The organism is Comamonas squillarum (assembly GCF_025309455.1).
GTDB classification, from domain to species: Bacteria; Pseudomonadota; Gammaproteobacteria; order Burkholderiales; family Burkholderiaceae_C; genus Comamonas; species Comamonas squillarum.
Window position 1 is genome coordinate 3,138,265 of the sequence record NZ_CP104377.1, and the last position, 13,899, is coordinate 3,152,163.

Annotated in this window: 9 protein-coding genes and 3 tRNA genes; all 12 read right to left on the bottom strand. The window is 58.8% G+C overall.

Annotated elements, in window-relative coordinates:
• Positions 1-230 precede the first annotated feature (230 nt).
• Entirely contained in the window at positions 231-4,460 is a 4,230-nt protein-coding gene (rpoC, locus tag N4T19_RS14535; protein WP_260718399.1) for a DNA-directed RNA polymerase subunit beta', read from the bottom strand.
• 19 nt (positions 4,461-4,479) lie between these two features.
• The gene (rpoB, locus tag N4T19_RS14540) at positions 4,480-8,592 is read right to left on the bottom strand and encodes a DNA-directed RNA polymerase subunit beta (RefSeq protein ID WP_116927794.1); all 4,113 of its coding nucleotides are present in this window, start codon (positions 8,590-8,592) and stop codon (positions 4,480-4,482) included.
• A 270-nt stretch (positions 8,593-8,862) separates the two neighbouring features.
• The gene (gene rplL, locus N4T19_RS14545; protein WP_021025386.1) at positions 8,863-9,237 is read right to left on the bottom strand and encodes a 50S ribosomal protein L7/L12; all 375 of its coding nucleotides are present in this window, start codon (positions 9,235-9,237) and stop codon (positions 8,863-8,865) included.
• 37 nt (positions 9,238-9,274) lie between these two features.
• Positions 9,275-9,793, bottom strand: a complete 519-nt coding sequence (gene rplJ / locus N4T19_RS14550; RefSeq protein ID WP_021025387.1) for a 50S ribosomal protein L10 — start codon at positions 9,791-9,793, stop codon at positions 9,275-9,277.
• A 242-nt stretch (positions 9,794-10,035) separates the two neighbouring features.
• Positions 10,036-10,731 (bottom strand): 50S ribosomal protein L1, encoded by a 696-nt coding sequence (gene rplA, locus N4T19_RS14555; protein ID WP_021025388.1) that lies wholly within the window; start codon positions 10,729-10,731, stop codon positions 10,036-10,038.
• 1 nt (position 10,732) lies between these two features.
• Positions 10,733-11,164, bottom strand: a complete 432-nt coding sequence (rplK, locus tag N4T19_RS14560) for a 50S ribosomal protein L11 (protein WP_021025389.1) — start codon at positions 11,162-11,164, stop codon at positions 10,733-10,735.
• 102 nt (positions 11,165-11,266) lie between these two features.
• Positions 11,267-11,860, bottom strand: a complete 594-nt coding sequence (nusG, locus tag N4T19_RS14565; RefSeq protein ID WP_021025390.1) for a transcription termination/antitermination protein NusG — start codon at positions 11,858-11,860, stop codon at positions 11,267-11,269.
• Positions 11,860-12,243 (bottom strand): preprotein translocase subunit SecE, encoded by a 384-nt coding sequence (secE, locus tag N4T19_RS14570; protein WP_021025391.1) that lies wholly within the window; start codon positions 12,241-12,243, stop codon positions 11,860-11,862. The genes nusG and secE overlap by 1 nt, the downstream gene beginning before the upstream one ends.
• Positions 12,244-12,331: 88 nt before the next feature.
• Positions 12,332-12,407: transfer RNA gene (locus tag N4T19_RS14575), tRNA-Trp, on the bottom strand.
• 13 nt (positions 12,408-12,420) lie between these two features.
• The gene (gene tuf, locus N4T19_RS14580; RefSeq protein WP_116926819.1) at positions 12,421-13,611 is read right to left on the bottom strand and encodes an elongation factor Tu; all 1,191 of its coding nucleotides are present in this window, start codon (positions 13,609-13,611) and stop codon (positions 12,421-12,423) included.
• Positions 13,612-13,677: 66 nt separating this feature from the next.
• Positions 13,678-13,752: transfer RNA gene (locus N4T19_RS14585), tRNA-Thr, on the bottom strand.
• Positions 13,753-13,791: 39 nt separating this feature from the next.
• Positions 13,792-13,865: transfer RNA gene (locus tag N4T19_RS14590), tRNA-Gly, on the bottom strand.
• Positions 13,866-13,899: the final 34 nt, after the last annotated feature.

Consider the following 13,899-nt stretch of genomic DNA (forward strand, 5'->3'; position numbering starts at 1 on the left):
CGATATGCCCCAGGAGGCCTCTGCGCGTGCAGAGCCTGCCTGGTAAAGACGCTGTGCAAAGTGACCTGCTTCAGACACGAAATGGAGCAGAGGACTTTGCACAGAGCCATCATCAGGGCGCGTCAGCAGCCGGGCTGCCAGGCATTAAAAAACCCGTAATTCCGCGGCGCGAAATTACGGGTCTTGCTCAGCCCAACCTGACCGATAGGTATCGGTCAGGGATTGGCGGCTTAGTCAGCAGCAGGGTCTGCAGCGCTGTCGGCAGCGGCCACCGCTTCTTCCGACACACCGGCCAGATCGGCCGCTTCTGCATCGGCGATGGCGCGGCGCTCGGCCTCGTCCATCTCGTCCTTGGCCTTGCGTGCCTGGTGGTAAGCCAGACCGGTACCAGCGGGGATCAGACGACCCACGATGACGTTTTCCTTCAGGCCACGCAGCTCGTCGCGCTTGCCCATGATGGCAGCCTCGGTCAGCACGCGGGTCGTTTCCTGGAAGGAAGCGGCCGAGATGAAGGAGTCGGTCGACAGCGAAGCCTTGGTAATACCCAGCAACACGTTGGAGTAGACCGCTGGGATCTTGCCATCGCGCTGTGCAGCTTCGTTGGTGTTGAGCACTTCGGAGCGCTCGACCTGCTCACCCTGGATGTAGGAGGTATCACCTGGGGCTTCGATGACCACGCGGCGCAGCATCTGGCGAACGATCACCTCGATGTGCTTGTCGTTGATCTTCACGCCTTGCAAGCGGTACACGTCCTGCACTTCGTCAACGATGTAGCGCGACAGCTCTTCGATACCCAGCAGACGCAGGATGTCCTGCGGATCGGCTGGGCCGTCGACGATCAGCTCGCCCTTGTTGACCACCTGGCCTTCGTGCACCAGGATGTTGCGTTCCTTTGGAACCAGCTCTTCCCAGACCTTGCCTTCCAGATCGGTGATCTGCAGGCGCACCTTGCCCTTGGTTTCCTTACCGTAGGACACGGTACCGGTCATCTCGGCCAGCGCGCCCTTGTCCTTCGGCGTACGGGCTTCGAACAGCTCGGCCACACGTGGCAGACCACCGGTAATGTCGCGGGTCTTCTGGCCTTCCATAGGAATACGGGCCAGCACTTCGCCGGGGCCCACTTCCTGGCCATCACGCACCTGCAGCAGAGCGCCGACCTGGAAGCCGATCGTCACCGCGTGGTCGGTACCAGGAATCTTGACTTCCTGGCCGTTGGCATCCGCCAGCTTGACCTGCGGACGCACCACCTTGGCAGAACCACGGTGCTTCGGATCGATCACCACCAGGGTGGACAGACCGGTCACTTCGTCGACCTGCTTGGCCACGGTCAGACCTTCTTCCACATTCTCGAACTTCACCTGACCGGCGTATTCGGTAATGATGGGTCGGGTCAGCGGATCCCAGTTGGCCAGCACGGTGCCCGCCTTGATCTGTTGATCAGGCTTGATCGACAAGATAGCGCCGTAAGGCATCTTGTGACGCTCGCGCTCGCGGCCGTACTCGTCCTGGATCACGATTTCGCCGGAGCGGGAAATCACAACCAGTTCGCCCTTGTTGTTGGTCACATAGCGCATCTGTGGGTTGAAACCCACGATACCGTTGGACTTGGCTTCCACGCTGGAGGCCACAGCCGCACGCGAAGCCGCACCACCGATGTGGAACGTACGCATGGTCAGCTGCGTGCCAGGCTCACCGATCGACTGGGCAGCGATCACACCGACGGCTTCGCCGAGGTTGATCATGCCGCCACGGCCCAGGTCGCGGCCGTAGCAGGTAGCGCACAGACCAAAGCGGGTTTCGCAGGTCAGTGCGGTGCGCACCTTCACTTCGTCCACGCCAGCCGCTTCCAGATCTTCGATCAGGTCTTCGTCCAGCAGGTCGCCGGCCTTGGCCAGCACCGCGCGGGTTTCGGGGTGCAGCACTTCGTCCGCAGCGGTACGGCCGAGGATACGGTCGCGCAGCGATTCGATCACTTCACCGCCTTCCACCACAGCGCGCATCAAGGTGCCGTTGTGCGTGCCGCAGTCGAGCTCGGTGATCACCAAGTCCTGCGTCACGTCCACCAGACGACGCGTCAGGTAACCGGAGTTAGCCGTCTTCAGCGCCGTATCGGCCAGACCCTTACGGGCACCGTGGGTGGAGATGAAGTACTGCAACACGTTGAGGCCTTCGCGGAAGTTCGCGGTAATAGGCGTCTCAATGATCGAGCCATCGGGCTTGGCCATCAGACCACGCATACCTGCCAGCTGGCGGATCTGTGCGGCCGAGCCACGGGCGCCGGAGTCGGCCATCATGTAAATCGCGTTGAACGATTCCTGATCGACTTCGTTGCCATGGCGGTCAATGACCTTTTCCTTGGCCAGCTGGGCCATCATGACCTTGGAGACTTCGTCACCGGCCTTGCCCCAGATGTCCACCACCTTGTTGTAGCGCTCGCCAGCCGTCACCAGACCGGAGACGTACTGCTGCTCGATTTCCTTCACTTCCGCTTCGGAGCGGGCGATGATCTCGGCCTTTTGCGGTGGCACCAGCATGTCGCCAATGGCGATCGAGATACCGGAGCGCGTTGCCAGACGGAAGCCGTTTTGCAGCAGCTTGTCGGCGAACACCACGGTTTCCTTCAAGCCACACTTGCGGAACGAGATGTTGATCAGCTTGGAGATTTCCTTCTTCTTCAACGTCTTGTTGATCGAAGAGAAAGGCATACCCTTGGGCAGAATCTCGGACAGCAGCGCGCGGCCCACGGTGGTTTCCACCAGCTTGGTCGTCGGCTCGAACTCACCCGAGGCCTTGTTCTTGTTCCACTCGGTCAGACGCACGCTGATCTTGGTGGCGCGCTCGACCTGCTCGGCATCCAGTGCGCGTTGCACTTCGCCGATGTCGGAGAACACCATGCCTTCGCCCTTGCCGTTGATCCGCTCACGGGTGGCCTGGTACAGGCCCAGCACCACGTCCTGAGAAGGAACGATCGAGGGTTCGCCCGAAGCGGGGAACAGCACGTTGTTGGAGGCCAGCATCAGGGTGCGGGCTTCCATCTGTGCTTCCACCGACAGCGGCACGTGAACAGCCATCTGGTCACCGTCGAAGTCAGCGTTGAATGCCGCGCAAACCAACGGGTGCAGTTGCAGGGCCTTGCCTTCGATCAGGATAGGCTCGAACGCCTGAATACCCAGACGGTGCAGCGTAGGCGCACGGTTGAGCATGATCGGATGCTCGCGAATCACCTCTTCCAGGATGTCCCACACCACGGGGGTGCCGGTTTCCACTTCCTTCTTGGCGGCCTTGATGGTCGTGGCGATGCCACGCGCTTCGAGCTGCGCGAAGATGAAAGGCTTGAACAGCTCCAGCGCCATCAGCTTGGGCAGACCGCACTGGTGCAGCTTGAGCGTTGGGCCCACGGTAATCACGGAACGACCGGAGTAGTCGACGCGCTTACCCAGCAAGTTCTGACGGAAACGACCGCTCTTACCCTTGATCATGTCGGCCAGCGACTTGAGGGCACGCTTGTTCGCGCCGGTCATGGCCTTGCCACGGCGGCCGTTGTCCAGCAGCGAGTCGACCGCTTCTTGCAGCATGCGCTTTTCATTGCGGGCAATGATCTCTGGGGCCTTGAGCTCCAGCAGGCGGCGCAGACGCGAGTTACGGTTGATGACGCGGCGGTACAGGTCGTTCAGGTCGGAGGTCGCAAAGCGGCCGCCATCCAGCGGCACCAGCGGACGCAGATCGGGAGGCAGCACAGGCAGCACTTCCATCACCATCCAACCGGGCTTGATGCCGGACTTCTTGAACGCTTCGAGCAGCTTCAGGCGCTTGGCATTCTTCTTGACCTTGACTTCGGAGCCGGTCAGGTCGTTGCGCAGGCGCTCGATTTCCGCGTCGATCTCGATGCCTTCGAGCAGGTCCTTGATGCCTTCGGCGCCCATCTTGGCCACGAATTCATCACCATACTCTTCGACGTTCTTGTCGTACTCGTCTTCCGACATGATGCTGAACTTCTTCAGCGGGGTCATGCCGGGGTCGGTCACCACATAGGCTTCGAAGTACAGCACGCGCTCGATGTCGCGCAGGGTCATGTCCAGCACCAGGCCCAGGCGCGATGGCAGGGACTTGAGGAACCAGATATGGGCGCAAGGCGCGGCCAGGTCGATGTGACCCATGCGTTCGCGGCGCACCTTGGTCTGCGTGACTTCAACGCCGCACTTCTCGCAGATCACACCGCGGTGCTTCAAGCGCTTGTACTTGCCGCACAGGCATTCGTAGTCCTTGATCGGGCCAAAGATCTTGGCGCAGAACAGACCATCGCGCTCGGGCTTGAAGGTACGGTAGTTGATGGTCTCGGGCTTCTTCACTTCACCGAAAGACCACGAACGGATCTTTTCGGGCGAAGCCAGGCCGATTTTGATGGCATCGAAATGCTCATCAGGCGTGAATTGTTTGAACAGGTCGAGTAGCGATTTCATAGACTCTTTCCCCCTTCAATTAAGAACGTTCCAGTTCGATGTCCAGGCCCAGGGAACGGATTTCCTTGACCAGCACATTGAACGACTCCGGCATGCCGGCTTCGATAGCGTGTTCGCCCTTGACGATGGATTCGTACACCTTGGTACGGCCCACCACGTCATCGGACTTCACGGTCAGCATTTCCTGCAGCACATAAGCGGCGCCATAGGCTTCCAGCGCCCACACTTCCATTTCACCGAAACGCTGACCACCGAACTGGGCCTTACCGCCCAGAGGTTGTTGCGTCACCAGCGAGTAAGGACCGGTGGAGCGGGCGTGCATCTTGTCATCGACCAAGTGGTGCAGCTTCAGGTAGTGCATGTAGCCGATCGTGGTGGGGCGCTCGAAGCGCTCACCGGTGCGGCCGTCATACAGGTAGGCCTGCGTGCGTGGCTCGGTCAGACCCTTGCGTGCCTGGATGTCATCCGGGTACGCCAGCTTGAGCATGTCCTTGATTTCCTGCTCGGAAGCACCGTCAAACACCGGCGTTGCGAAAGGCACGCCGTTCTTCAGGTTCTCCGCCATGAACATGATCTGGTCATCGGACAGTTGCTTGAGGTCTTCCTTGCGACCGCGGCTGTTGTACACCTCTTCGAGGAAGGAGCGCACTTCAGTGGCACGGGCTTCGGCCTGCAGCATGTCACCGATACGCTGGCCCAGGCCCTTGCCGGCCCAGCCCAGGTGGACTTCGAGCACCTGACCGATGTTCATGCGCGAAGGCACGCCCAGCGGGTTCAGCACGATGTCGGCGGTGGTGCCATCGGCCATGAAAGGCATGTCTTCCACCGGCACGATCTTGGAGACCACACCCTTGTTACCGTGACGGCCGGCCATCTTGTCGCCAGGCTGCAGACGGCGCTTGACGGCCAGGTAGACCTTGACCATCTTGAGCACGCCAGCGGGCAGCTCGTCGCCTTGCGTGAGCTTCTTGCGCTTTTCTTCGAAAGCCAGGTCGAAGTTGTGGCGTTGCTGCTCGATGGAGTTCTTGATGGACTCCAGCTGCGCGGCGACGTCGTCTTCGGCAGGGCGGATATCGAACCAGTGGAACTTCTCCACGCCGTCCAGATAGGCCTTGTCGATCTTGGTGCCCTTGGCCAGCTTTTGTGGGCCGCCATTGGCCACGCGGCCGTTGAGCAGCTTGGCGATACGGTCAAACGCATCGGCTTCCACAATACGCAGCTGGTCGTTCAGGTCCAGACGGAAACGCTTGAGTTCGTCGTCGATGATCTGCTGGGCGCGCTTGTCGCGCGTGATGCCTTCACGGGTGAAGACCTGCACATCGATCACGGTACCTTGCGAGCCCTGGTCCACGCGCAGCGAGGTGTCCTTCACATCGGACGCCTTCTCACCGAAGATGGCGCGCAGCAGCTTCTCTTCTGGGGTCAGCGTGGTCTCGCCCTTTGGCGTGACCTTGCCCACCAGCACATCCCCGGGCTGCACTTCTGCACCCACGTAGATGATGCCGGACTCGTCCAGACGGTTGAGTTGCTGCTCGGACAGGTTCGGGATGTCGCGTGTGATTTCCTCGGCACCCAGCTTGGTGTCACGGGCCATCACCACCAGCTCCTCGATGTGGATCGAGGTGTAGCGGTCTTCAGCCACCACGCGTTCGGAGATCAGGATCGAGTCTTCGAAGTTGTAGCCGTTCCAGGTCATGAAGGCGATCAGCATGTTCTGACCAATGGCGATTTCGCCCAGGTCGGTCGATGCACCGTCGGCAATCACGTCACCCTTGGCCAGCTTGTCGCCGCGGCGAACCACGGGACGCTGGTGGATGTTGGTGTTCTGGTTGGAACGCTGGTACTTGATGAGGTTGTAGATGTCCACACCCACTTCACCGGCCACAGCTTCTTCGTCGTTCACACGGATCACGATACGGGTCGCGTCCACGTAATCGACGATACCGCCACGGGTAGCCGTCACGACGGTGCCCGAGTCGACCGCTGCAACGCGCTCGATACCGGTACCAACCATGGGCTTTTCAGGGCGCAGCACAGGCACGGCCTGGCGCGACATGTTGGCACCCATCAATGCGCGGTTCGCGTCATCGTGCTCGAGGAACGGAATCAGCGACGCAGCCACCGACACGATCTGTGCGGGCGACACGTCCATGTATTGCACGCGCTCGGCGGACAGCAGGGTCGATTCACCGTTTTCACGGGCAGAGACCAGGTCACCGGTGAGGCGGCCTTCGGCGTCGAGCTCGGCATTGGCCTGCGCGATCACGTACTTGCCTTCTTCGATGGCCGACAGGTAGTCCATCTGGTCGGTCACCTTGCCATCGATCACGCGACGGTAAGGGGTTTCGATGAAACCGTACTCGTTCAGACGCGCGTACAGAGCCAGCGAGTTGATCAGACCAATGTTGGGACCTTCAGGCGTTTCGATCGGGCAGACGCGGCCGTAGTGGGTCACGTGCACGTCACGCACTTCGAAGCCTGCACGTTCGCGAGTCAGACCGCCTGGGCCCAGAGCGGAAACACGGCGCTTGTGCGTGATTTCAGCCAGGGGGTTGGTCTGGTCCATGAACTGCGACAGCTGCGAGGCGCCGAAGAATTCCTTCAGGGCGGCCGAGATCGGCTTGCTGTTGATCAGGTCGTGCGGCATCAGGGGCTCTTGCTCAGCCTGGCCCAGACGCTCCTTCACAGCCTTTTCGATACGTGCCAGACCGGTGCGGTACTGGTTTTCGGCCAGCTCGCCCACGCAACGCACGCGGCGGTTGCCCAAGTGGTCGATGTCATCGACTTCACCCTTGCCGTTGCGCAGATCCACCAGGATCTTCACGACTTCGAGGATGTCTTCGTTGGACAGCACCATGGGGCCGATCGCGGTGTCGCGGCCGATCTTGGCGTTGAACTTCATACGGCCGACACGCGACAGATCGTAGGTGTCTTCGTTGTAGAACAAACGCTGGAACAGCGCCTGCACGGCGTCCTCGGTGGGAGGCTCACCAGGGCGCATCATGCGGTAGATGGCAACGCGTGCAGCGAACTCGTCAGCGGTTTCATCGGTGCGCAGGGTCTGCGAGATGTAGGCGCCGTGGCTCAGCTCGTTCGTGTAGATGCAAGCCAGATCCTGGATGCCAGCTGCGCGCAGCTTCTTGAGCAGCGCTTCGGTCATCTCTTCGTTGGCCTTGGCGATGATTTCACCGGTGTCAGGGTCAACGATGTTCTTGGCAGCGACGCGGCCGAGCAGGAAGTCTTCAGGCACGCTGATGAACTTGGTGCCCGATTGCTCCATCTCGCGGGTGTGGCGCGCGGTGATGCGCTTGTCCTTGGCGACGACGACCTTGCCCGACTTGTCGGTAATGTCAAAGCGCGCGACTTCACCCTTGAGGCGGTCAGCCACAAATTCCATTTGCGCGCCGCTGTCCATCAGGCGGAAGTTGTCGTTCTCGTAGAACGTCGCCAGGATGGACTCGGGCGTCATGCCGATGGCCTTGAGCAGAATCGACACCGGCATCTTGCGGCGGCGGTCCACACGGAAGAACAGCAGGTCCTTGGGGTCGAACTCGAAGTCCAGCCAGGAGCCGCGGTAAGGGATGATGCGAGCCGAGAACAGCAACTTGCCCGAGCTGTGCGTCTTGCCCTTGTCGTGTTCAAAGAACACGCCTGGCGAGCGGTGCAGCTGCGAGACGATCACGCGCTCGGTGCCGTTGACGATGAATGAACCTTTGTCCGTCATCAGGGGCACTTCGCCCATGTAGACTTCCTGCTCCTTCACTTCCTTGACCACCTTGGATTGGGGCGTGGAGGATTCACGGTCATAGATAATCAACTGCACCTTGGCACGCACAGCGGACGAGAAGGTCAGACCACGGGTCTGGCATTCGCGCACGTCGAAAGCGGGCCTGGCGAGGTTGTACTCGACAAACTTCATCTCCACAAAACCGTTGTGCGAGACGATGGGGAAAGCCGAGTTGAAGGCAGCTTGCAAGCCTTCATCAGTACGCTTTTTGGGGGCCGAGTCTGCTTGCAAAAATGCGGTGTAAGCATCTTTTTGCATTTGCAGCAGGTAAGGCACTTCGAGCACGCTATCGCGGCTGCCGAAACTTTTGCGGATTCGCTTGCGTTCGGTGTAAGAATAGGCCATGAGATCTCCGGGCAAAGACATGAGTCCTGGGTCTTCGACGACACCCCCGCGAGGGGGTTGCAGCTTGGTGGGTTGGCCACTACCAACCATGGCAGACGGTGGTGCATTGCACACCACCCGAACCAAGGGGTTTTCTAGTGTCGGATGTTAGAAAACACTAAAAATCAGCCATCAACAGCCAGTTTTTGGTGTGCTCTAGCGAACGATATTCCAGAAGCGCCAAAGGCTGGAGCACCTTTTCGGGTACTCCAGCCTTGAAAAAGCCCTCAATTACTTGAGTTCGGCCTTTGCACCAGCGTCCACCAGCTTCTTAGCAGCGGCTTCAGCGTCAGCCTTAGGCATAGCTTCCTTCAGAACCTTAGGAGCGCCGTCGACCATGTCCTTGGCTTCCTTCAGACCCAGACCGGTGATTTCACGCACGGCCTTGATCACGCCAACCTTGTTAGCGCCGGCTTCCAGCAGCACCAGGTTGAACTCGGTCTTTTCTTCAGCAGCAGCAGCGGCACCGCCACCACCAGCAGCAGGAGCGGCCATAGCAGCAGCGCTCACGCCAAACTTCTCTTCAATTGCCTTGACCAGGTCGTTCAGTTCCAGAACAGTCATGCTGTCCAGGGAGGTCAAGAATGCGTCTTTATCGAATGCCATTTTGATTTCCTAAATATATCGGTTGGTTTTGCCGCGCTTAAGCTGCAGCGACTTCGGCGACTTCCGCGCCTTCGCCCTTTTTGGCCGCCAATGCGCCCAGCACAACGGCCGTACGCGAGATTGGCGACATGAGCAAGCCACACAATTGGGCCAGCAGCACTTCCTTGGAAGGCACGCTTGCCAGTTGCTTAACGCTGTTAGCGTCCAACGCCTTTCCTTCGAATGCACCACCGCGAATCACCAACTTGTCGTTGGTCTTCGCGAAATCGGCCACTACCTTGGCAGCGGCGATTGCATCTTCAGAGAAACCGTAGATCAGCGGGCCGGTCATCTGGTCAGCGACCACTTCAAAGCTGCTACCAGCAACAGCGCGACGAGCCAGGGTGTTCTTCAGAACACTCAGCGTCACGCCTTGCTTGCGTGCTTCCACACGCAGCTTCGTCATGTCAGCGACCGTGATGCCGCGGTATTCCGCGAACACAAGCGTTTGAGCTTTAGCGGCGAGGCTGGTCACTTCATTGATGACCGCTTCTTTCTCACTGCGATTCAGACTCAAGGTCTACTCCTTCAAATGCGCATTAGGAGCGAACTCCACCTGCGCGCTCTTGTTGCAGCGACCAACTGTTTTGGAAATTCATCCATCTGCAGCGGGATCGCCATCTGCGTTGGCAAAAAGATTTAAGTGATCGAATCACACCAACGGTCTTGGATGGCCTGGCATGGCGTCTTTTTCAAAACCCCTTGCCAGCCCACCACACCAGACAGGTGCAAGCACCTGCCTGACGATTTTTTTAGCAATTACGCTGCGATGGTCTGTGCATCGACGCGCACGCCGATACCCATCGTCGACGACACCGCCACCTTGCGCAGGTACAGACCCTTGCTGGTAGCTGGCTTTGCCTTGTTCAGAGCGTCGATCAGGGCTGCCAGGTTGCCTTGCAGCTTGTCGTTCTCGAACGAGCGGCGGCCGATGGTCGAGTGAACGATACCAGCCTTGTCAACGCGGAACTGCACCTGACCTGCCTTGGCGTTCTTCACAGCCGTAGCGACGTCGGGAGTCACGGTGCCCACCTTGGGGTTAGGCATCAGACCACGTGGGCCCAGGATTTGACCCAGGGTACCAACGATACGCATGGCGTCAGGCGCAGCGATCACGATGTCGAAAGGCATGTCACCAGCCTTGACCATCGCGGCCAGCTCGTCCATACCCACGATATCGGCACCAGCGGCCTTGGCTTCTTCAGCCTTGGCGCCTTGTGCGAACACGGCCACGCGGGTGGTCTTGCCGGTGCCGTTAGGCAGCACGACAGCGCCACGAACCACTTGATCCGACTTCTTGGCGTCCACGCCCAGCTGGATAGCCACGTCGATGGATTCGTCGAACTTGGCCGTTGCTGCGTCCTTGACGATTGCAACTGCATCAGCGAATGCGTACAGCTTGGTGGTGTCCACCTTGCCTTGCAGGGCCTTTTGCTTCTTGGTCAACTTTGCCATCTTAGAGGCCCTCCACCGTAACGCCCATCGAACGGGCGGAACCAGCCAGCGTGCGCACAGCGGCGTCAACGTCAGCAGCGTTCATGTCCTTCAGCTTGGTCTTGGCGATCTCTTCCAGCTGAGCGCGGGTGATCTTGCCGACCTTCGTGGCCAGAGGGTTCGAAGAGCCCTTGTCCAGCTTGATCGCCTTCTTGATCAGCACCGTTGCGGGCGGGGTCTTGATGACGAACGTGAAGCTCTTGTCCGCAAAAGCGGTGATCACCACAGGCAGTGGCAGACCTGGCTCGACACCTTGGGTCTGGGCGTTGAACGCCTTGCAGAATTCCATGATGTTGAGACCACGTTGACCCAGCGCTGGACCAATGGGTGGCGATGGATTGGCTTTACCAGCTGGCACTTGCAGCTTGATGAAGCCGACAATTTTCTTTGCCATTTATAGCTCCTTACGGGTAAAAACGCCCGCACTGCATAGCGCGGGCTCCCCGGGGGTTAAGACTCTGTTTAGGCACCGAGTCCGTAAGTGCATGAAAATGAATCAGGTTTTTTCGACCTGCGCAAATTCCAGCTCAACCGGAGTTGAACGGCCAAAGATCATAACAGAAACGCGAAGTCGACTCTTTTCGTAGTTTACTTCTTCGACAGATCCGTTGAAGTCCGTGAACGGACCTTCCTTGACGCGGATGAATTCACCCACCGTGAATTCGATCTTGTGGCGTGGCTTGTCCGAGCCTTCTTCCATCTGCAGAACGATCTTCTGAACTTCTGCTTCGGAGATGGGTGCCGGACGGTTCTTGGCACCGCCCACAAAACCCGTCACCTTGCTGGTGTGCTTGACCAAGTGCCAAGTGTCGTCATCCATGACCATCTCGACGAACACATAACCGGGGAACAGGCGGCGCTCGGTGGTCTTCTTCTGACCATTGCGCACTTCCACCACTTCCTCGGTAGGCACCAGGATGCGACCGAACTTGCTTTGCATGTCCGAGCGGTGAATGCGCTCCAGGATATTGCGCTCGACGGCCTTCTCCATGCCCGAGTAGGCATGCACGATGTACCAGCGCAGATCGGGATTAGCAGCACTCATAGGCGCCTCAGCGCCTGTGTTGGTTGTTTCGTCCGTGTTCGACATTACTTCCTCCAGCCCAGAACCAGGTCATACAAGACCCATTCCAGCGTTTTATCAGTCATCCACAAGAACAAAGACATGATGACCACAAACGCGAACACGTAGGCGGTCATCTGCAGCGTCTCTTTACGCGAAGGCCAAACAACCTTCTTGACTTCACGCCAGGAGTCCTTGGCAAAACCAACAAATTGCTTACCTGGTTCAGACACCAGAAAAACGGTGACAGCCGCAATGAGAGCCACAATCAGCACGGCCCACTGGGCAATCGCACCTTGTTTGGCCAACAGGTAAAAGCCGGCGATACCAGCTATGACCAATGCAGCTACGGCGAACAGCTTGAGCTTGTCCGCACCAGAACTAACAGTTTCAACTTGTGTAGCAGCCATGTCGACAATTCAGAGATGAAAATAGGCATCACTCAAGACGCCGAAGCCCGCCTTGTAATCAGGCGGGCTTGGTTGACCACTTATTCAGTGGCAGGGGCAGTAGGAATCGAACCTACAACCTTCGGTTTTGGAGACCGACGCTCTGCCAATTGAGCTATACCCCTACGAAATCAATACTTACGCAATGATCTTGGCAACCACGCCAGCGCCCACGGTACGGCCGCCTTCGCGAATAGCGAAACGCAGACCTTCTTCCATAGCGATGGGGTTGATCAGCTTGACGGTGATCGACACGTTATCGCCAGGCATCACCATTTCCTTGTCAGCTGGCAGCTCGATGGCGCCGGTCACGTCCGTGGTACGGAAGTAGAACTGAGGACGGTAGTTGTTGAAGAAGGGGGTGTGGCGGCCGCCTTCGTCCTTGCTCAGCACATACACTTCAGCGGTGAAGTGAGTGTGTGGCTTGATCGAGTTAGGCTTGCACAGCACTTGGCCACGCTCCACGTCTTCACGCTTGGTGCCGCGCAGCAGCAGGCCAACGTTGTCACCAGCTTGACCTTGGTCCAGCAGCTTGCGGAACATTTCCACGCCGGTCACGGTGGTCTTGACGGTGTCCTTGATACCGACGATTTCGATTTCTTCGCCGACCTTGATGATACCGCGCTCGATACGGCCGGTCACCACGGTACCACGACCGGAGATGGAGAACACGTCTTCCACGGGCATCAGGAAAGCACCGTCCACAGCGCGCTCTGGCGTTGGGATGTAGGTGTCCAGCGCTTCAGCCAGACGCAGGATAGCGGGTTCACCCTTGTCGGATTGGTCGCCTTCCAGAGCCAGCTTAGCCGAGCCGCGGATGATGGGGGTGTCGTCACCTGGGAAATCGTACTTGTCCAGCAGTTCGCGGACTTCCATTTCCACCAGCTCCAGCAGCTCTTCGTCATCCACCATGTCGCACTTGTTCAGGAACACGATGATGTAAGGCACGCCCACCTGGCGAGCCAGCAGGATGTGTTCACGGGTCTGGGGCATGGGGCCGTCAGCAGCCGAGCACACCAGAATAGCGCCGTCCATCTGGGCAGCGCCGGTGATCATGTTCTTCACATAGTCGGCGTGACCTGGGCAGTCCACGTGAGCGTAGTGGCGGTTAGCCGTTTCGTACTCAACGTGTGCGGTATTGATGGTGATGCCGCGTGCCTTTTCTTCAGGAGCAGCGTCGATTTCGTCGTACTTCTTGGCTTCGCCGCCGAACTTGGCAGACAGCACGGTTGCGATAGCAGCCGTCAGCGTGGTCTTGCCGTGGTCCACGTGACCAATGGTGCCCACGTTCACGTGCGGCTTGGTGCGCTCGAATTTTCCTTTTGCCATTCTAGACTCCGAAAAAACCTAAACCTAATGGGATATAGCGCAACAAGAACCGTGCGCACTTAAATATGGTGCCCATGGGCAGGATCGAACTGCCGACCTCCCCCTTACCAAGGGGGTGCTCTACCACTGAGCCACATGGGCAATTTTTTCAAATTGCAACAGGATCGCTTTACTGCAGACTGGAGCGGGAGACGGGAATCGAACCCGCGTCATTAGCTTGGAAGGCTAGGGTTCTACCATTGAACTACTCCCGCATCAACCGCGCCAGAAGCGCAATTGCTGCAAAGC

What these genes read in the sequence shown, in the direction of transcription:
- rpoC (WP_260718399.1), bottom strand. Translation starts at nt 4,460, where the DNA reads ATGAAATCGCTACTCGACCTGTTCAAACAATTCACGCCTGATGAGCAT.
- rpoB (WP_116927794.1), bottom strand. Translation starts at nt 8,592, where the DNA reads ATGGCCTATTCTTACACCGAACGCAAGCGAATCCGCAAAAGTTTCGGC.
- rplL (WP_021025386.1), bottom strand. Translation starts at nt 9,237, where the DNA reads ATGGCATTCGATAAAGACGCATTCTTGACCTCCCTGGACAGCATGACT.
- rplA (WP_021025388.1), bottom strand. Translation starts at nt 10,731, where the DNA reads ATGGCAAAGTTGACCAAGAAGCAAAAGGCCCTGCAAGGCAAGGTGGAC.
- rplK (WP_021025389.1), bottom strand. Translation starts at nt 11,164, where the DNA reads ATGGCAAAGAAAATTGTCGGCTTCATCAAGCTGCAAGTGCCAGCTGGT.
- nusG (WP_021025390.1), bottom strand. Translation starts at nt 11,860, where the DNA reads ATGTCGAACACGGACGAAACAACCAACACAGGCGCTGAGGCGCCTATG.
- secE (WP_021025391.1), bottom strand. Translation starts at nt 12,243, where the DNA reads ATGGCTGCTACACAAGTTGAAACTGTTAGTTCTGGTGCGGACAAGCTC.
- tuf (WP_116926819.1), bottom strand. Translation starts at nt 13,611, where the DNA reads ATGGCAAAAGGAAAATTCGAGCGCACCAAGCCGCACGTGAACGTGGGC.